We start from the raw sequence: 19,185 nt of genomic DNA, 5'->3' as shown, positions 1-19,185 counted from the left end.
GTTCACCCTCCCAATACGTTCGACAACACCGCGACGAAGGCGTCACTCGTGGCAGTGTCCCGCACGGCAATACGTAACCAGTCCGGGCCCAGTCCCGGGAAGGTTTCGCCACGTCGGACCGCGAACCCGCGCTCGCGCAGCGCGGCCCGCACCCGTTCGCCGTCCGGGACCCTGATCAGCACGAACGAGCTCGCCGGGCGCCCGGGCACGGCCACGCCGGCCCGGGCGAGGGCGTCGACGAGGTGGGCGCGGTCGGCCGCGAGCCGGGTGGCGATCTCACGCTCCGTGTCCACGGCCCGCGGCGAGGCGCAGGCGATCGCGGCGGCCAGCGCCGGTGTGGAGACGCTCCACAGCGGGGCGTGCTCGCGCATCCGGTCGAGCAGCGGCTCCGGGCCGAGCACGTAGCCGATCCGCAGCCCGGCCAGCCCCCAGGTCTTGGTCAGGCTCCGGATGACCAGCAGGCCGGGCCGGTCGCGGTTCCCGGCCAGGGACTCGGGCTCCCCCGGCACCGTGTCGGCGAAGGCCTCGTCAATGACGGTGATCCGCCCCGGTTTCGTCAGATTTGCCAGCAACTCGGCGGGGTGCAGCGTCGAGGTGGGATTTGTCGGATTCCCCACCACCACGAGGTCCGAGTCATCCGGAACGTCCGACTCGCCCAGCACGAACCCGTCCGCCGCGCGCAGCACCACCCGCTCCACGGCGTGGCCCGCGGCCAGCAGCGCCGCTTCGGGCTCGGTGAACTGTGGGTGTACCACCACCGCCCGCTCGGGCGCGAAGGCCTGCGCGATGAGCACGAACGCCTGGGCCGCCCCGGCGGTGAGCAGCACTTCCGCGGCGGGCCGCCCGTGCCGCGCCGCGATCGCCGCGGTGGCCTCGGCCGGGTCCGGGTAGCGCGCGAGGTGGGCCAGCGACGCCGTCACCGGTCCCATGAGCCACGACGGCGGCGCCGCCGTGCGGACGTTGACGGCGAGGTCGACGAGGCCCGGCGCGATCTCAGCGTCGCCGTGGAACCGCAGCATCAGGCGATCGTCGCGTACGGCGAACCGATTTGTCCTAGCTTAAGAATGTGATCGCGCGCACGATGCGAGTGGCCGGCGGCTTCCTCGCGCTCCTGCGGACCGGGCTCATCGTGGGGCTGGCCGTGGCCGCGCTCGTCTATCCCCTGGCCGCGGTCAGCGGAATGGGCGTGAAGAAGGGCGCGGACGAGCTCGCGATGCCCCCGGAGGCGCTGCGGCAGGCGCTGCCGGCCCAGACCACGCACGTCTACGCGGCCGACGGCACCACGATGCTTGCCCAGTTCTACGAGGAGTACCGCACGTACACCTCCCTGGACTCGATGTCCGTCAACGTGCAGCACGCGATCGTCGCCGCCGAGGACGCCCGGTTCTGGGAGCACCACGGCGTGGACTTCAAGGGGGTCGCCCGCGCGTTCGTGGCCAACCACAAGGCCGGCGGCGTGTCGCAGGGCGCGTCGACGATCACCATGCAGTACGTGCGCAACGTCCTGCGCGACACCGCCCGCACGCCGGCCGAGGTCAACGCGGCCACCGAGCAGACCGGGGCGCGCAAGGTGCGGGAGATGAAGCTCGCGATCGAGCTCGAGAAGCACATGAGCAAGCAGGAGATCCTGGAGCGGTACCTCAACGTCGCCTACTTCGGCCATCGCGCCTACGGCGTCCAGGCGGCCGCGGAGGTCTACTTCTCGAAGAAGCCCGCCGATCTCACCGTGCCGGAGGCGGCCCTGCTCGCGGGCCTGGTGCAGGCGCCCTCGTCCTACGACCCCGCCGTCGGCGACGCGAAGACCGCGACCACCCGGCGCAACTACGTGATCGACCGGATGGTCGACCTCAAGTACCTCAGCGCGGCCGACGCCACCGCGGCCCACGCCGAGCCCATCGCGCTGAAGCTCACCGATCCGCCCAACGACTGCCTGGCGACCAAGCCCGGGTACGGCTTCTTCTGCGCGATGTTCCGCTCCTGGTGGGCGAACCAGCCCGCGTTCGGCGCGAACTCGACCGAGCGCCTGGAGGCGCTGCGGCGCGGCGGGTACAAGATCGTCACGTCGATGGACCCGCGCGTGCAGGACGTCGCGCAGGCGCAGATCCTCAAGCGGGAGCAGGCGCGCAGCCCCTACGCCCTGGGTCAGGTCGCGATCGAGCCGGGCACGGGCCTCATCCGGGCGATGGCGGTCAACCGGGTGTACTCCCTGGACCGCGCCAGCAACGGCCCGCACTCGGACCCGCGGCAGCGCAAGCGGCTGCGCGGCAACTACCCGAACACGGTCAACCCGCTGCTGGGCGGCGGCGACGACATGGCCGGCTACCAGGCGGGCTCGACGTTCAAGATGTTCACCATGCTCGCGGCGCTGGAGCAGGGGCTGCCGCTGTCGACCGCGATCTACTCGCCGAAGACGGTGCAGACGAAGTACAAGACGGGCCGCAGCAGCCCCGCCCACTGCGGCAACGACTTCTGGTGCCCGTCGAACGCGTCGGACTCGATGACCGGCCGGCAGACGATGTGGTCCGGCTTCGGCAAGTCCGTGAACACGTACTTCGTCCAGCTCGAACAGCGCGTCGGCGCCGACGCGGCCGTGCGCATGGCCGAGCGCCTGGGGCTGCACTGGCGCACCGGCATCGACAAGACCCAGGCCTCCCCCGCCAAGGCGAAGGGCTGGGGCGCGTTCACCCTGGGCGTGGCCGACACGACCCCGCTGGAGATGGCGGGCGCGTTCGCCACCGTCGTAGCCGACGGCGTGCACTGCGAGCCGATCCCGGTCACCTCCATCACCGACGCGAGCGGCAAGCCGGCCGTCGACGACAAGGGCGTGGAGGTCGCCAAGCCGCGCTGCGCCCAGGTCCTCTCGGCCGACGTGGCCCGCGGGGCGGTCGACGCCGCCCGGTGCGTGACGGGTTACAAGGCCGCGACGGGCGACTGCGGCGGGTGGTCCACGGCGCCTCGGGTGTTTCCGACGGTACGCCGCCCGGTCGCCGGCAAGTCGGGCACCACGGACGACGACCGGGCGGCCTGGTTCGTGGGGATGACGCCGGGCCTGACGGTGGCGGGCTTCATCGCCGACCCGGACAACCCGCTGCACCGAGTCGGGGCCGGCAACGCCGGGAAGCCTCGCGAGGCGGTGGCGGAGACGCTGCGCGACGCCCTGGCGGGCACCCCCGTGCGCGGCTTCACGCCCCCCAGCGCACAGATCGTGGGCAAGAAGCCCCCGGCCGCGAAGGCCCGCGCGAAAACCACAACCCCGGCCCGCGCCTGACGCCTTCTCACCGATCCTCGCAGGCGTCGCTCACGCGGGCCGCTCAATCCTCAGCGTGCTCGGCGCGGGCCGATCCACACGGGCCACTTTTTTGATGCGGCCGATTCACGCGGGCCAATCCGTGCCGGCCACTTCGATACGGCAACTTCGTGTCGGCTGTTTAGGGCGGGTTGCTTGGCGCCACTCTTCCACGGCCGGCTCGAAGTCCTGCCCGCGCCGGCTCCTTTGCGAACCACCGCTCAGCGAATGTCGGACGGCAGCAACGACCAGCTCTCGAGATCGACCCGCCCACTGGCCAACGACCCGGCGTTGCGCAACAGCCCCTCGTAGGTGAACCCAGCCTTCTCCGCCACCCTGCGCGACGCCACATTCCCGGGCGCCACCCGCAGCTCGATCCGCTGGAACCGGTGCTCGAGCAGCAGCGACAACGCGAGCACGTCAACGGCCTCGGGCGCGACCCCGTACCCGCGAGCATCCGCGGCCACGGCATAGGCGATCTCCGTGGACCGCGTCAGCCAGTCGGTGTTCTTGGTCCAGAGGCACCCGACGAGCCGCTCGTCCTCGCGCCGCACGATGCCGTAATGGTCCCCGGCCCCGCTGTCCCGCCGCTCGACCGCGAGCTCGGTGCACCACGCGTAGCCGTCGAACTCCTCGAGCTCGTCCGCCGCGACGGGCAGCCAGCGCCGGACGAGCCGGTCGGCAAAGATCTCCGCGACCCGCTTGTCATCATCGGCACCGAGCGGCCGCACCGTGAGCCGCGGCGTCTCGACCAGCAGCGAGGGAAAGCGCCGCAGCGCCACCGACCAGGTCGACACTAGGCCGCCTCGCCGGACCCACCGGCGGGCGGCTTCCCGCCCCCGTCACCGTCAGAGCCACCCTCGGGGCTTCCCCCCTGGGCGTTCGAAGGGCCCCCAGACCCCACGCTCGAACCGGCGCCCGACGCACTCGCGAACCCCACGCTCGAACCAGCATCCGGCGCGCTCTGGAACCCCGCGCTCGAACCGGCACCCGGCGCGCTCTCGAACCCCGCGCTCGAACCGGCGCCCGATGCACCCCCGAGCCCCGAGCTCAGGTCCACGCCTCCCGCACTCGCGGCAGCGGAGGCGGCACCCCCGAGCGGCGGGGCGGAGACGGCACCGGCGGGAGTACCGGACGATGTTCCCGAAACTGGCGAAGCAGGCACGGAACCGGACACTACCGAACCGGGAGGCCCGGAGACCGGCCCCGACACGGGCGCGGCGGGAATCGACGCGGTTCCAACCGAACGCCCGACCGCTGGCGGGGCCGAGACCGGCGGCGCCGACACCGGCGCCTGCTCCGCGATCTCACCCCCGGAGATCCCCGGCGACGGGTACGACCCGGCCTCCCCCGACTGCACCGCCTCCGACTCCCCCGCCGGCATCGCGGTCACCCCGCCCGGCGCCGCGGACACGGGCGCGGAGGAGGCCGTCGGCATCGCCTCGGAGAACACGGGCATCGGCGCCGAGGACACCGGCATCGCGGCCGAGAGCGCCGGCCCCCCGTCACCCGGCGACAGCGCCCCGGCCGCCGCCGACGAGACGGGCCCGGCGACAGGCGAGGACACCGAGGCGGCGGCGGACGAACCCTGACCCCCGGGAAGCGACGAAACCGGCGACCCGACCATGGCGCCCTGACCACCAACGGGTGACGACACCGAGGCAGGCACCGGCGACGACACCGAAGCGGCCGCCGACACACCCTGACCACCAACAGGCGACGACACCGGAGCGGCGGCGGGCGAGGAGAACGAGTCGGCGGCGCCCGGTGCGTGACGGGCGGCGGACGGCGAGGCGGCTCCCGGGCCGTACGCCGTGATCGGCCCCGTCACCGAAGGCGACGACACCGGCTGAGCGGAGGACTGGACGGGCACAACCCCAGACGATGGCAGCCCCGGCGCCCCCGCGGGTCCGTTCGGCCCGGAAGGCACCCCAACGCTCGCCTCATCCGTCGCGGTCGCCGCACCACCAGCGGGAGACACGGCCAGCACCGTCGTCGCCTCGGACCCGCCGACCGACTCCGACTCACCCGGCGCGGAAGGCACCCCCGAAACCGACGAGGAGACCGGGGCGAAAGCGGGCGCCGACGCCTCGGGCGAGGACGAAGACGAGGACGAAGATGAGGGCGAGGATGAGGGCGAGGACGACGATGAGGGCGAGGTCCACGGCGTCGGCATGGCCGGCCCCAGCGCCGGCCCGAACGGCGAAGAAGCCCCCGGCGAGGTCGGTGCGCTGGCCGGAACCTCCGACCGATAGGTCCCAGACACCGGCGGCGGGCTAGCCAGCGAGGACCCCGGCACCGGATACGACCCCGTGGCCGGCGCCACGGCAGGCGATGCGGCAGGCGGCGCTGCCGCGATGGTCCCCGCCCCGCCCGGGCTGGCCAGGATCGACCCCGGGATCGCGGCGGGCAGGCGGGGCGCCGGCGTCTCCGGCGTCGTGTAGTCCGACACGTAGCTGAGCGCCTCGTCGTCCGAGGGCGCAAAGGGCGCGTGCACCGCAGCAGCAGGCATGGCAGGCACGGCGGGCGCGGGCGCCCCGGTGACCGGAGCGGCCGGCGGGGCGAGAGCGGCCGGCGGGGCGAGAGTTGCCGACGGGGCCGACGGGGCCAACGCAGCCGGCGGGGCCGACGGGGCCAACGCGGCCGGCGCGGCCAAAGCGGCCGGCGGGCCGGTCACGGGGGCCGCCGGCACGGCCGTCACGGGCGAGGCGGGCAGCACCGGCGCGGTCGGGAAGTTCATGACGGGAACGGAGGGCCGGCCGTAGGGGCTGGTCGACGGCGTGCTCCACTGCCCCGGCGCCGGTGCCGCCGTGGCCCCCGCGGCCGCCACGAAGCGGGACGCGATCGCGGGCGTGCCGGCCCAGTGCAGCCCGAGGTAGGACGCGTGCACGCCGCGCTGGACGAAGCCCTCGGCCGGGCCGCCGGCCCAGGTCCAGGCGGCCTGCAGCCCGGCGCGCGGGCTGATGCTCGTGCGGTGCATCTTGTGCCCGATGACCTGGGCGCCGACCGGCAGCAGGACCGAGGAGGAGCGGGCGGTGGCCTCGCGGTAGCCGAGCACGACGAGGTCGGTCTCGCGCGCGGATGCGTCCACGACTCCGCACATCGGGCGGCCGTTGTAGTCGCGGCAGAGCCACACCAGGCCGGTGCCCTCGGCGGCGATCGGCTTGCCGGCCGCGGCGTGGGCGGCGACGGCGGTGCGCAGCCGGCCGTTGAAGGTCAGCTCCTCGGCGTAGGACTCCGGCAGCGCGGACCCGATGACCAGGCCGTCGACGCCGGACGGGAGGACCTCGTCGCGCAGCGGGTCGAACGGGACGACCTCGGCGCCGGCCGCGGTGAGCAGCTCGGCGGTCTCCGGGTAGGCGAAGGCGACGCCGATGATCGGGCGGCGGCCGATGCGCGTGGCGGCGATCGAGGACTGGCTCTCGGCGGCCGCGGCGATCTCGGCCTCGGCGCTCCACGGGTCGGAGGTCAGGCGGGGCGCGGAGCGGGCCAGGGCCATCGTGCGGTCGATGTCGACGGCGCCGGCGATGACCTCGCCGAGACGGCGCACGGCCCGCACGGCGTCGAGGTTGTTGTGCACCACCGGGGCGACCCCGTGGTGGCGGGAGGGCAGCGGGGCCCCGGCCTCGCCGGCGTCGGTGAGCGCGTGGCGGCGCAGGGCGCCCAGGACCGGCACCCCGATGTCGTCGAGTGCCTCCCGCAGCAGCTGCTCGTGGCGGGTCGAGGCGACCCGGTTGAGGATCACGCCGCCGAGCCAGAGCAGCTCGTCGTAGGCCCGGAACCCGTGCACCAGGGCGGCCACCGACTGGCCCATGGCGCCGACGTCGACGACCAGGATCACCGGCGCGCGCAGCAGGCCGGAGATCTGGGCGGTCGACTCGCTGTCGGTGCGCCCGGCGAGCCCGTCGAAGAGGCCCATCGTGCCCTCGACCACGGCGATGTCCAGCGACGCGGCCCCGTGCGCGAACAGGGGGCCCATCCGCTTGGCGCCGACCATGCGCGGGTCGAGGTTGCGGCCCGGACGCCCCCCGGCCAGCCCGAGATAGGCGGCGTCGACGTGGTCCGGCCCGATCTTGAAGCCCGCGGCACGGTAGCCGCGGGCGGACAGCGCGGCGAGCAGCCCGACCGACACGGCCGTCTTGCCGTGACCGGACGACGGGGCGCTGATCACCAGCCGCGGGATCGTGCTCATGTGCTCCTCCGGCGCTGAGGCATACGTGTGTCCCGGACGATACCGAACGGGCGCCACCATGACCGTCCGGAAGGGGACGGGCTACCGTGCATGGTTGTGTACCGGTTTCTCGCGACGCCCCGGTGGCTCGGCTACGCCGCGCTGACCTTGGCCGCGGCGACGGTCATGGTGCTGCTCGGCCTGTGGCAGTTCGACCGCTACGACCAGCGGGCGGAGATCAACGCCCGGATCGACGCCGGCACCTCGGCGACGCCGGTGCCGCTGACGGACGTCGTCGGCGCGCCGGACGGGGGCGCCGGGACGGTCGGACCGGCCCCGTCGGAGCACACGGAGTGGACCCGGGTGACCGTGACCGGCACCTACGACCCGGCCCACGAGATCCTCGTGCGCGGCCGCACGGTCGAGGGCGCCGTCGGCTTCGAGGTGCTCACCCCGCTCGTGCTGCGCGACGGCACCGCGGTCCTCGTCGACCGGGGCTGGGTGCGCCCGGCCGCGGCCGGCGCCATGACCACGCCCGATGTGCCCGCGGCCCCCTCCGGCAACGTGACCGTCTCCGGCCGGCTGCGCCCGTCGGAGAGCCGGGGCGGGCGGCCCCAGGAGGTCGCCGGGCATGCGGAGATCCGCCGCATCACGCCCTCGGCGATCGCCCCGGCCGTGCCCTACGCCCTCTTCGACGCCTACGTGAGCGCGGACGAGCCCGCGCCCGGGTTCACCGCCGTGCCGGCCGAGAAGCAGAACGCGCTGCAGAACGCCGGCTACGTCCTGCAGTGGTGGCTCTTCGCCGCGATGACCCTCTACGGCTTCGGCTACCTGGCCCGCCGCGAGGCGAGGGGCCCGCGCCCGGACAACCTGCTGGACGACGACGAGGACGAGGAGACCGACGCTCAGCAGGTGCACAAAGCCCCCTTGTGAGCCGCCCGCGAGCAGCGCGTTCACGAGCCGCCCCGGTGGATCGCCCGCACCGTGTCGATGGTGTCGGCCTCGTCGGGGCGCTTGTCCTCCCGGTAGCGCAGCACCCGCGCGAACCGCAGCGCCATCCCGCCCGGGTAGCGCGGCGAGGTCTGCACCCCGTCGAACGCGATCTCCACGACCAGCTCGGGCCGCACCTTCACGACCCACTCGGACTCCTCGACCTCCTCGACGGCCAGCGCCCGCAGCCTCTCGGTCTGCCACCGCAGCATCTCGTCGGTCATGCCCTTGAACGTCTTGCCGAGCATCACGAACCCGCCCGTCTCCGGGTCCCGCGCGCCCAGGTGCAGGTTGGACAGCCACCCGCGGCGGCGGCCGTGGCCGCGCTCGACGGCCAGCACCACCAGGTCGAGCGTGTGCCGGGGCTTGACCTTGACCCAGGCCGAGCCGCGCCGCCCGACGTCGTAGGGGGCCGCGGCCGACTTGATCACGAGCCCCTCGTGCCCGGCCGCGACCGCCGCGGCGAACGCCGCCTCGGCCGCCTCGGGCGTGTCGATCACGGTGCGCCCGGCCCGCAGCGGCTCGGGGACGACCCGTTCGAGTGCCGCCCAGCGCTCCCCGGCCGGCCGGTCGAGCAGGTCCTCGCCGTCGAGGTGGAGCACGTCGAAGAAGAACGGCTGCAGGATCGACACCCCGTCGCGCCGGGCGGCCCGGCTGGAGGTCTCCTGGAACGGGATGGCTCGGCCGCTGTCCGGGTCGACGCCGACCGCCTCGCCGTCGAGCACGATCGAGGACACCCCGAGCGCGGCGACGGCCGCGACCACCCCGGGCAGGCGGGCGGTGATGTCGTCGAGACTGCGGCTGAACACCGAGACCGACTCCCCGTCCCGGTGCACCTGGATCCGAATCCCGTCGATCTTGATGTCGGCCGCGGCGGGTGTCCCGGTGGCCGCGAGCGCCTCGGTGGCGTTCGGCGCGCTGGCGGCGAGCATCGGGGCGAGCGGGCGGCCGACGGTGAGCGCGTAGGCGTCGAGGGCCTCGGGCCCGTGCAGCAGCGCGTCGGCGGCGACGGCCTTGAGGTCGCCCGCGAGCAGTAGCGCCCGGCGGACGGCGGTGGAGGGGATGGCGGCGGCCCGGGCGACGGCGTCGGCGAGGAGCCCGGCCTGGGCGCCCTGGCGCAGCTCGCCGCTGAGCAGCCCGACGAGGAGCCGGCGCTCGGGCTCGGTGGCGGCGCCGAAGAGCGCGGCGACCTCGGCCCGGCGGGCGGCCTGGGAGCCCTTGCCCGCGAGCCCGGCCATGCGCTCGAAGGCGAGGTCGATGTCGGCGACGCTCAGGGAGGGCTCGGCCGCGGGCGGCGGCAGGTCGCGCAGGCTGGCGTAGCCGACCCCGGTCTGGCGCTGGCGCAGCTCACCGGCGAGGTAGCCGGCCCCGGCCGAGACCGTGCGCTCGTCGCCGGACGCGGCCAGGTCGCGCAGGGCCGCGGCCAGAAGGTCGATCTTGGCGTTGCGGGCGGAGGTGGCCGCCACCGCCCCGGAGACCTTCGCCAGCTGCTCGAATCGCATATCGGGATTCTCGCGCAGGGGTACGACAAAAACCGCCTCAGACCATCGCGCGGGCGTAGGCGCGACGGATGCAGTCCAGCACCCAGCCCATCCGGCTGACGGCGGTGTCGGGGTGCTCGCCGAACTCGTGGGCGACCAGCGCCGCGCAACCGCGGGGCCCGTGGCGGCGCACGCTGAGCATGACCGCCCGGCGGATGCGCTCCGCGTCGAGGACGTCCGAGGACTGCACGTCCGAGCAGAAGAGCGCCTCGGCGCGGACGTGTTCGAGCAGCTGTGGCGTCATGACTTGCTCCCTTCGCCTCAACCCAGTCCACGCTCCCGCCAGAGCAGGCACGTGTCCGCCGGGTTGCAGACAGGGTGGTATCGGTCCGGCGACACAACCTGGCCGAAGTTGACGCGATGACGGAAAATAGTGGTGTGAATACGTTCCGTGAGCAAAGCCCCGGTCCGGCGCTGCTCGACGCTGGGCTCGCGGCCGTCGCCACGGGCCTGCTGACCTGGGTGTACGCCCTCGGCCCCGACGCCCTCCCGGTCGCGCTCGCCACCTTGCTCGCCGTGATCACGCTGCACCCGTGGCTGCGCCGGCTCCCGGTCCCCCGAGCCGCCGGCCCGGTCGCGCTGGTTCTCGTGTCGCTGCTGGCTCCTGGTGTACTGCTCGTGCAGTACACCCGCAGCCAGACGCACGACGTCCCGCTGGCCGCGGCCGCGAGCGCGCTGGTCTTCCTGCTGGTGCTCGGGCGCCTGGCCCTGCTGCTCGCCGACGCGCGCCACATCGCCGCCACGGACGCGCTGACCGGCCTGAACACCCGCCGCGCCTTCGAGGCGCGCCTGCGCGAGCTGCGCCGCGGGCGGCCCGCGGCCGTGGTGCTGCTCGACATCGACCGCTTCAAGCGCATCAACGACGCGTTCGGCCACCCCGCCGGCGATCGGGTCCTCTGCGCGGTCGCGGGCCGGCTGCGGGAGACGGCCGGCCCCGGCGTGACCGTCGCGCGCTACGGCGGCGAGGAGTTCGCGCTGCTCATCCCCGACGCCGACGCCGCCCGCGCGGGCGAGCTGGCGGACCGGCTGCGCTCGGCGATCGGCGCGACCGCGGTGGACCTGGGCGGCGGCGCCGTTCGCGTCGTCACGATTTCCGCCGGTACTGCCGCGCTCCCCGCCGACACCCGCGACCCCGGCGAGCTGGTCCCGCTGGCCGACCGCGCCCTCTACGCCGCCAAGCGAGCCGGCCGCGACCGCGTCGTGGCCGCCACGCCGCCCGCGAACCCGGGCACCACGACCGGCCCGGGCGCGGGGGCGAGCGCCGGCCCCGACTGGGCCGCCGCGAACGCCGCGCCCCCGCGGGCCCGGGACCAGGACGCGGCCGCGCGCGAGCCCGGCACCGACGAGTGGCCCGCCCCGCTACCGCGCCCGCGCCGCACCGAGCTCGAGGCGGCCTGACAGCAGCGCGTCGAGGTCAGCCGGCGGTACCGGCCGGGAGTACAGGAATCCCTGGGCGTGCTCGCACCCGAGCGCCCGCAGGGTCGACGCCTGGTCCTCGGTCTCCACGCCTTCGGCGACGGTCTGCAGCGACAGCCCGCCGGCCAGCTGGAGGATCGCGCGCATGAGCGTGGTGTCCACGGCGGTGGCCAGGAACGTACGGTCGATCTTGAGCACGTCGACCGGCAGGTGCACGAGGTAGGCGAGCGACGAGTACCCGGTGCCGAAGTCGTCGATCGCCACCCGCACCCCGTCCGCGCGCAGCGCGTCCAGGCGCGCCGTGGACTCGGCATCGGCGACGAGCGTGCTCTCGGTGACCTCCAGCACGAGCGCGCCCGCCGGCAGCCCGCCCTCGGCGAGCGCCGCCCGGACGCGCTCCACGAAGTCCGGCTCGCGCAGCTGGTGCGCGGCCACGTTCACGGTGAGGCTGATCCCGGCCCGCTCGTGCCACTCCCGCGCCTGCGCGCACGCCCGGCCCAGCACCCACCAGCCCAGCGGCACGATCAGCCCGGTGGCCTCGGCGACGGGGATGAACACGCCGGGCGGGATGGCCTCGGCGCCGGGCGGGAACCAGCGCAGCAGCGCCTCGACCGCGGTGATGCGCCCGTCGGCGAGGCGTACCACCGGCTGGTAGTACACCTCCAGCTCCCCCTCGCGCAGCGCCCGCCGCAGCCCGGTGGCGAGCTCGCGCTGCCGATCCGCGGCCGTGCGCAACCCGGCCTCGAACCGGACGATGCGGTCCTTGCCGCCCTCCTTGGCCGCCTGCAGCGCCAGTCCCGCGTCGCGCAGCACCTCGGCCGAGCCGCGCCGCCCGTCGGCCACGACCACGCCCGCGCTGCCGGTGAGGTGCACGGTGCGCTCCTCCACCCGGTACGCGGGCCGCAGCCGGCCCAGCGCGCGCTCCGCCGCGTCCGGGGGCGCGGCCCCGCGCCACACGGCCGCGAACTCGTCGTCCCCGTGCCGCGCGATGAGATCGGCCGAGGGCAGCGCCGCGCGCAGCCGCCGGGCGACCTCGTGCAGCAGCGCGTCCCCGGCGGCGTGCCCGAGCTCGTCGTTGATCGCCTGGAACCCGTCGAGGTCGAGCAGGATCACCGTCGGCCCCGGCCCGCGCTGCAGCTCGGCCCACCGCTCGGTACCGATCCCGTTCCCCTTGGCGGCAACAGCTCCGGCACGAAGGGAGGCGGCCCCGTCGAGCATCGCCGTGAGCAGGGCTCGGTTGGCCAGTCCGGTGACCGGGTCCCGGGTGGCCCGCTCCCGAAGCGCCCGCTCCAGCCCGCGCCGCCGAGCCGAGGACTGCGCCAGCGAGGAGGCGAGCCGCCGGGACCGCGCCCGCACGAGCAATACGGCCACCAGGGCGGCCACCAGCGCGACAACGCCGGCCAGGAGGGACGAGAACTGCCGGAGCAGCGCCGGTACCGCCGCCAGAAACGCCGCCCCCGCCACCCACACGGCCACGAGCAGCCCCGTCTCGCGACCCATCAGCCCGGGCCGCCGCGGATGAGGGCTCGGCCTACGACGCACACTCGCATGCTATCGGGCAAATGTCCGATATATCCGAGTTAACGGACAACACGCGGGCGCGCCTCCCGCACGTGTACCACGATGCCCGTTGACGCGACGTACAGCGTACGTCTACCGTCTTATACGTACACCATACGTCCAAGCAGTACGACGTACGTCCGGAGGCCGAGATGCCCGACAACCTGCTGCACCGCCTCACGCACCGCATCCCGGGAGTTCCCGAGCACGGCGAGAACGAGCCCCACTCGCGGAACCGGCGCCCGCACCATCGCTCGCTCAACCACAACGCAGGCCGGCCGCCGAGGGTCTTGGCCGCCTGGCAGCGCCGGATCGCGGCACTCTTCGGCCGCGACCTCCCGTGACGAACCCGGCCCTCTCGGCCCGCACCTCCCTGCACTGGCGGGGCCGCCTCGTGGAGCTGGTCCTGCCGCTCCTGGCCACCCCGCACATGCGGGACGAGACCGGCTCCCCCAAACCGCACCCGACGTGCGGAACCGGACGAGCAAGTCCGAAGTCTGGTTAGTGGTCGTAGGCGATCGGTGATCGAGTCTCGGGTTGGCCGGTGGCGCGGTCATGGCCAGGAGGCGTTGAGCGATGCGGGCGGTGACGCCTTCGATGGTGCGGCCGCAGTGCAGTGGGTGCGGTTGCGATACGACGGCCGTAGCAGTCGTTCGTCGACCTTCGGAGTCGCGAGGGCCACGTAATCGGTAGCCCCGCCGGGGCGCAGACCCAGATGCAGCCGCAGCCCCCAGAAGAACCGCGAATGTGACGGGCAGTAGCCGAAGCCGGCCCACCCGGCCAGATCCGACCGCCGCACGGTCGGCCGGGACCGGCCGCACTGCACCGGCGTGGAGATCGGTGTCCGCCGCGACCACCGGATCGCCCGTCGCAGCAGCGGCCCTTCGTAGAACCGGCCACGCCGCGCCCGAACGCGGCACGAGACGTGAGACGACGCGGCGAGACAGAGCCCACGAGACCAACGCCCGAGCCCAACAAACCCTCCAAACACGACATGTCGGGCGCTCCGCGCCACGACATGTCGGACTTATCCCCCGTCAGGCGATAAATGCGATAAGTCGCGGCGCGAAGCGCCCGACTTATCGGGCCAAACGGAAAGGGCGCCCCAGCACAAAGCCGGGGCGCCCAAAGAGCAGCGAGCTCAGCTCCGCCAGTCGAACCCTTCCTCCACCACGACCTTGTCCGCCGTCGCGGTGATGCGGTCCGCGAACTTCTTCGCGTGATGCCCGCAGAACGCCAGGTCCCCGGCGTTGCCGAAGGTCACGACGGCCTTGGCAGCCGCGTTGCAGCTGTCGCACCGCTCCCCCGCCAGCTCGGGGACGACGTGAACGGCCGGGCGCGAGATCAGCATCGGGGTCATTTCAGTCTCCTCGAGGTCGTGACGGGTGCAGAGCGCCCGATTTGTTCCATATCCGTGAGTTGCGCCGTACTCGACCAACATTACGTTCGCCGCTTTTGGGCGCCTAGTTCGGAAGCGTTGGCATTCGGTCGCCGCTCGGTTGCCACTCCTGTCCGTTCGTCTGATGCATCACGCGGGCAGCTCACATACCCGCCCGGCAACATTTCGACACCAAGCCCTTTGAGCTGCAGCAATAAGCGTACCCGAGCGCGACAAGTCCACAGTGGACATAGCGGCCGGTGGGTGGACACCCGAACGGCAACTTCCGGCGAACCGGGGGTGTAACCCCGGCTGCCGAATCTTGTGGAGGTCCGGATGACAACGCCGGATGGAAAACCCGCTCCACAGGATTCCGCCAGCCACGGAAGGGCTTTGAATAGATGATTCGCCGCCGCACCCGCACATTCATGCCGATCGCCGCGCTCGCGCTCGGTGCCGGACTCGGCACCATGATCCACAGCGGTGCCGCCGCCGCTGCGGAGACGACCGACGTCGTGCGCTCGGGCGCCGTGGAGGACACCTACAGCTCCAGCGCCCGTCCGACCTACAACTTCGGCTCCGCCCCGACGCTCGTCGCGGGCCGCCAGGGTGGCGACACCATGGTCGCGTTCGTGAAGTTCAAGGTCGGCGCGCTCGGTGCCGGCACGGTCAAGGGCGCCAAGGTGACCCTGACCCGCGACTCCAAGAACCTGCCCGGCTCGCTGTCGCTGAGCCGCGTCGCGGACACCGCCTGGACCGAGAAGGCGCTGTCGGCGAAGAACGCCCCGAAGCTCGCGGGCGTCGTCGCCGCCGCGAAGCCGACCGCCACCGCCGGCTCGGTGACGTTCGACGTGAGCTCGGTGGTCAAGGGCGCCGGGACGTACACCTTCGCCGTCACCTCGACCGTCGCGAACACCCCGGCGCGCTTCCGCTCGGCCCAGGCCGCCGCGGGCAAGCCCACCCTGGACGTCAACGTCGTCCGCCCGGTGGTGACCAAGCCGGTCGAGGACACCAAGCCGACCACGCCGGTCACGACGCAGCCGACGACCCCGGTCACGACGCAGCCGACCACGCCGGTCACCACGCCGCCGACGACGCCGGTCACCACGCCGCCGGCCGACTGCAAGGTGGACGCCAAGCTGGTTCCCAGCTGCGGCGTGCTGTGGGGCGCGGCGGCCGGCGGCTTCTCCGACGTGCCGCGCGCCGAGGCCCTGAAGACCTTCGAGGCCAAGTCCGGCCGCACCTCGACGATCTACCACACGTACCACAAGGGTGACGAGCTCTTCCCGACCAAGGACGAGATCGCCATGACCAACGACCCGGCGCACCCGCGCACCCTGATGCTGAACTGGAAGGTCGGCTACGGCAGCACGTGGGCCAAGGTCGCCGCCGGCGCCCAGGACGCGCGCATCGACCGCCTGGCCACGTACATCAAGGCCAACTTCGGCACCAAGCCGTTCTTCGTGGTGCTGCACCACGAGCCGGAGAACGACGTGAACCCCACGGCCGGCTCGGGCCAGACCGCCAAGGACTTCGCGGCCATGTTCCGTCACACCGCGCTGCGCCTCAAGGCCGACGGCGTCACCAACGCCGTGTTCACCGTCGCGTACATGAACTACGAGAAGTGGAACAACACCTCCTGGTGGGGCGACCTGTACCCGGGTGACGACGTCGTGGACTGGGTCGGCGTGGACACGTACAACAACGCCGAGCCGGGCGCGTTCCACTACGGCGACTTCAACTACCTCATGAACCGCACCAACGACCCGAAGTTCCCGGGCTTCTACACCTGGGCCACCACCAACCACCCGAGCAAGCCGATCATGGTCGCCGAGTGGGGCGTGTACGACTCGTCGAAGACCGTCCTGGGCAAGAACAAGGCCGCCGTGTACGCCACCGTGCTGCCCCAGCTCGCCAAGATGCCGCAGATCAAGGGCCTCGTGTACTTCGAGACCGCCAAGGACCAGAGCGGCCACGACATCCGCATGGACGACACCCCGGAGGCGCTCGCCGGCTTCCAGAAGATCGCCGCCGACCCGCGCTTCGACGTAAAGCTCTGAACACCCGGTTCCCCCCGGTGAGTGAAGGCCGTCAGGACGAACAGTCCTGGCGGCCTTCGCCATTTCTCCTCCAGGAACGACGGATACCTGTTTTGCAACCGACAGCAACCGGCGAAACGGCGCGCAAATGGAGCCGCGACAACCGGCCCGCTACCGGAGGAGTCCCGGGCCGGCCACCCGCGGCCCGCAATCTGGTTGCAGCAAGGAAATGCACCACCGAATATGCCGGCTCACCGTAAAGGGATGCAGACATAATGACGAAGAACACCGCCCGTCGCGCCATTACCGGAATCGTCTTCGGCACCGCCGCCGCGGCCGCTACCGCGTTCACCTTCGGCTCCGCCGCCTACGCCGCCCCGGCCCAGGGCACCATCCAGAACGTGGACGCCCCGGGCGCGCTCAAGGACCAGTACATCGTGGTCATGAAGGACGGCAGCACGACGACCTCGGACGCGCTCGCCGGCAAGGTCGGCGGCCGCATCGAGGACCGGTTCGACAGCGCGGTGCGCGGGTTCTCCGGCCACATGAGCGCCGACGCCGCCCGCCGCCTGGCGGCCGACCCGGCCGTCGCCTACGTGGAGCAGGACCGCCGCGTGCAGATCGAGGCCACGCAGACCTCCGCCACCTGGGGCCTGGACCGCATCGACCAGCAGGCGCTGCCGCTGGACAAGAGCTACACCTACGGACCGGCGAGCAACGTCACGGCCTACATCATCGACACCGGCGTCCGCCTGACGCAGACCGAGTTCGCCGGCCGGGTCCGCTCCGGCTACGACTTCGTCGACAACGACGCGAACGCGAGCGACTGCCAGGGCCACGGCACCCACGTCGCCGGCACCGTCGGCGGCAAGACCTACGGCGTGGCCAAGGACGTCAAGCTCGTCGCGGTACGCGTGCTCGACTGCTCCGGCGGCGGCTCGTACTCGCAGATCATCGCCGGCGTCGACTGGGTCACCAAGAACGCGGTGAAGCCGGCCGTGGCGAACATGAGCCTCGGCGGCGCCGCGGGCACGACGCTGGACAACGCGGTGAAGAAGTCGATCGCGTCCGGCGTGACCTACGCGGTCGCGGGCGGCAACGACTCCGCCAACGCCTGCACCAAGTCCCCGGCCCGCCTGCCGGAGGCGATCACCGTCGGCGCGACCGACAGCAACGACACCCGCGCCAGCTTCTCGAACTACGGCAACTGCCTCGACATCTTCGCGCCGGGCGTGAACATCACCTCCAGCTCGAACTCCTCCGACACCGCCACCCAGAAGATGAGCGGCACCTCGATGGCGACCCCCGAGGTCACCGGCGCGGCCGCGCTCTACCTGGCCGCCCACCCGGCCGCCACCCCGGCGCAGGTCCGTGACGCCCTCGTCGCCGCCGCCACCAACGGCGTCGTGAAGAACGCGGGCAGCGGCTCGCCGAACAAGCTGCTCTACACCGGCACCCTGGCCGCCGCGCCGACCACCCCGGCCACCGACCCGACCACGCCGGTCACCACCCCGACCACGCCCGTCACCGACCCGACCACGCCCGTCACCACGCCGAGCACCCCGAGCACCCCGGCCACCTGCGCCCCGGTCACCAGCACCACGCCGGTCGCGATCCCGGACCTCGGCACCGCCTCCAGCAAGCTCGTCGTGGCCAACTGCGCCGGCAACGCGAGCAAGACCGCGACCGTCAAGGTCTCCATCAAGCACGCCGACCGCGGTGACCTGCGCCTCGACCTGATCGCGCCGGACGGCACCGACTACAAGTTCAAGAGCTCGACCTCCGGCGACGACGTGGCCAACATCGAGGCGACCTGGACGATCGACCTGTCCTCGGAGCTGCGCAACGGCACCTGGACGCTGGTCGCCAAGGACGTTTTCAAGGGCGACGCCGGCACGCTGAAGGGCTGGACCCTCACCGTCTGACGCAACACCAATGACAACAGCGCGACCAATGACAACAGCGCAGCAGGGGCCCTCGCCGAGTCGGCGAGGGCCCCGCTCGCGTAATCCCAAGAATCACCCGCAAAAGGGGCGAATCGGCCGTACGGTGTGGTCAACCATCAGCTCCGACGGCAAGGGGGACCACCATGAGCACCGCCCGAGAATCTATCGAGGTGGCCGTACCGGTGGCAGTGGCCTACGAGCAGCTCGCCCACTTCGAGAACTATCCGCAGTTCATGTCCGGCGTGATGAGCATGGCGCCGATCGACGCGTCCACCGCGCACATGGTGCTCGACATCGGCGGCAACCGGGCCGAGTTCGACGCGCGCATCACCGAGAGCCGCACGGACGAGTTCCTGTGCTGGGAGGCGACGGACGGGCCGCAGGTCATCGAGGCACTGCGCCTGGAGCCCATGGCCGGGGACATGACCCGGATCATCGCCGAGCTGCAGATCGACGCCCGCGAGCTGCTGCCGGCCGAGGAGCACGCGGTCGAGGTCCTCAACCGCCGGCTCAAGGCCGACCTCAAGGGCTTCAAGCGGTACTGCGAAGAGCACGTCACCACGGCGAGCACCGAGAGCACCGGCGCGAGCACCGCGCAGACCCGCGAGATCAAGCCGTCGCCGGCCGACATGCCCGGCGCCCGGCCGAACCCGGCGTCCGTCGCGCGCGGCATCGCCTCGGCCTCCGGCATCACGCACGCGGCCAACGAGCGGCCCGCGCAGCCGATGCCGAGCAACGGCAACCTCGGCGCGCACCACGCCCCCGAGCGGGCGTCGCGCACGCGGCCCGCGCCGCAGCCGCCCGTCTAGACACTGCGGACTGAGCACTCCAGACCCTCGAGGGCGTCGGCCGAACGGC

At 72.9% G+C, this 19,185-nt stretch carries 14 protein-coding genes and 1 pseudogene; 7 read left to right on the top strand and 8 right to left on the bottom strand.

Going from position 1 to position 19,185, the window contains the following annotated elements; translation table 11 throughout:
- Window positions 1–2: 2 nt before the first annotated feature.
- Window positions 3–1,019 carry an Rv2231c family histidinol phosphate aminotransferase CobC gene (gene cobC / locus AC6JBM_RS50525; RefSeq protein ID WP_497980652.1) on the bottom strand — a complete coding sequence of 339 codons (1,017 nt, stop codon included), beginning with the start codon at window positions 1,017–1,019 and terminating at the stop codon, window positions 3–5.
- A gap of 47 nt (window positions 1,020–1,066) precedes the next feature.
- Here cobC and AC6JBM_RS50520 point away from each other — a divergent pair, with 47 nt between their 5' ends.
- Window positions 1,067–3,268 (top strand): transglycosylase domain-containing protein, encoded by a 2,202-nt coding sequence (locus AC6JBM_RS50520; protein ID WP_497980651.1) that lies wholly within the window; start codon window positions 1,067–1,069, stop codon window positions 3,266–3,268.
- 239 nt (window positions 3,269–3,507) lie between these two features.
- Here the strand turns inward: AC6JBM_RS50520 and AC6JBM_RS50515 are convergent, their stop codons facing one another.
- A complete protein-coding gene (locus AC6JBM_RS50515; protein ID WP_497980650.1) occupies window positions 3,508–4,083 on the bottom strand; it encodes a GNAT family N-acetyltransferase in 576 nt (191 codons plus the stop codon).
- Window positions 4,083–7,478, bottom strand: coding sequence for a cobyrinic acid a,c-diamide synthase CobB (locus tag AC6JBM_RS50510; RefSeq protein ID WP_497980649.1), 3,396 nt, complete (start codon window positions 7,476–7,478; stop codon window positions 4,083–4,085). The genes AC6JBM_RS50515 and AC6JBM_RS50510 overlap by 1 nt, the downstream gene beginning before the upstream one ends.
- A 96-nt stretch (window positions 7,479–7,574) precedes the next feature.
- Between AC6JBM_RS50510 and AC6JBM_RS50505 the strand changes: the two genes are divergently transcribed.
- Window positions 7,575–8,390, top strand: a complete 816-nt coding sequence (locus AC6JBM_RS50505; protein ID WP_497980648.1) for an SURF1 family cytochrome oxidase biogenesis protein — start codon at window positions 7,575–7,577, stop codon at window positions 8,388–8,390.
- A 20-nt stretch (window positions 8,391–8,410) separates the two neighbouring features.
- Here AC6JBM_RS50505 and AC6JBM_RS50500 read toward each other — a convergent pair whose 3' ends face one another.
- Both AC6JBM_RS50500 and AC6JBM_RS50495 read right to left on the bottom strand, forming a co-directional pair.
- A complete protein-coding gene (locus AC6JBM_RS50500) occupies window positions 8,411–9,949 on the bottom strand; it encodes an ATP-dependent DNA ligase (RefSeq protein ID WP_497980647.1) in 1,539 nt (512 codons plus the stop codon).
- Between the two features lie 37 nt (window positions 9,950–9,986).
- Entirely contained in the window at window positions 9,987–10,232 is a 246-nt protein-coding gene (locus AC6JBM_RS50495) for a hypothetical protein (protein WP_497980646.1), read from the bottom strand.
- Between the two features lie 134 nt (window positions 10,233–10,366).
- Here AC6JBM_RS50495 and AC6JBM_RS50490 point away from each other — a divergent pair, with 134 nt between their 5' ends.
- The gene (locus tag AC6JBM_RS50490) at window positions 10,367–11,386 is read left to right on the top strand and encodes a GGDEF domain-containing protein (protein WP_497980645.1); all 1,020 of its coding nucleotides are present in this window, start codon (window positions 10,367–10,369) and stop codon (window positions 11,384–11,386) included.
- Here AC6JBM_RS50490 and AC6JBM_RS50485 read toward each other — a convergent pair.
- Window positions 11,348–12,904 carry a putative bifunctional diguanylate cyclase/phosphodiesterase gene (locus AC6JBM_RS50485; RefSeq protein ID WP_497980644.1) on the bottom strand — a complete coding sequence of 519 codons (1,557 nt, stop codon included), beginning with the start codon at window positions 12,902–12,904 and terminating at the stop codon, window positions 11,348–11,350. The genes AC6JBM_RS50490 and AC6JBM_RS50485 overlap by 39 nt on opposite strands.
- Before the next feature lie 212 nt (window positions 12,905–13,116).
- On the opposite strand from AC6JBM_RS50485, the gene AC6JBM_RS50480 reads away from it, so the two are divergent.
- Window positions 13,117–13,308 (top strand): hypothetical protein, encoded by a 192-nt coding sequence (locus AC6JBM_RS50480; RefSeq protein ID WP_497980643.1) that lies wholly within the window; start codon window positions 13,117–13,119, stop codon window positions 13,306–13,308.
- Window positions 13,309–13,465: 157 nt separating this feature from the next.
- Here AC6JBM_RS50480 and AC6JBM_RS50475 read toward each other — a convergent pair.
- Both AC6JBM_RS50475 and AC6JBM_RS50470 read right to left on the bottom strand, forming a co-directional pair.
- A pseudogene (locus AC6JBM_RS50475) lies at window positions 13,466–13,799 on the bottom strand (IS982 family transposase); the annotation flags it as partial.
- Window positions 13,800–14,105: 306 nt separating this feature from the next.
- Window positions 14,106–14,324 carry a DUF7455 domain-containing protein gene (locus AC6JBM_RS50470; RefSeq protein WP_433079861.1) on the bottom strand — a complete coding sequence of 73 codons (219 nt, stop codon included), beginning with the start codon at window positions 14,322–14,324 and terminating at the stop codon, window positions 14,106–14,108.
- A 446-nt stretch (window positions 14,325–14,770) separates the two neighbouring features.
- Here AC6JBM_RS50470 and AC6JBM_RS50465 point away from each other — a divergent pair, with 446 nt between their 5' ends.
- The 3 genes from AC6JBM_RS50465 (at window position 14,771) to AC6JBM_RS50455 (ending at window position 19,136) form a co-directional block, all read left to right on the top strand.
- Entirely contained in the window at window positions 14,771–16,402 is a 1,632-nt protein-coding gene (locus AC6JBM_RS50465; protein ID WP_497980642.1) for a CBM96 family carbohydrate-binding protein, read from the top strand.
- 254 nt (window positions 16,403–16,656) lie between these two features.
- Window positions 16,657–18,306 carry a S8 family serine peptidase gene (locus tag AC6JBM_RS50460; protein ID WP_497980641.1) on the top strand — a complete coding sequence of 550 codons (1,650 nt, stop codon included), beginning with the start codon at window positions 16,657–16,659 and terminating at the stop codon, window positions 18,304–18,306.
- Window positions 18,307–18,470: 164 nt separating this feature from the next.
- Window positions 18,471–19,136 carry an SRPBCC family protein gene (locus AC6JBM_RS50455; protein ID WP_497980640.1) on the top strand — a complete coding sequence of 222 codons (666 nt, stop codon included), beginning with the start codon at window positions 18,471–18,473 and terminating at the stop codon, window positions 19,134–19,136.
- The last annotated feature ends 49 nt before the right edge of the window (window positions 19,137–19,185 follow it).

The organism is Dactylosporangium thailandense, assembly GCF_059739745.1.
The sequence above is the reverse complement of the archived record's forward strand: the minus strand, read 5'-3'. Positions and strand labels throughout refer to the sequence as shown.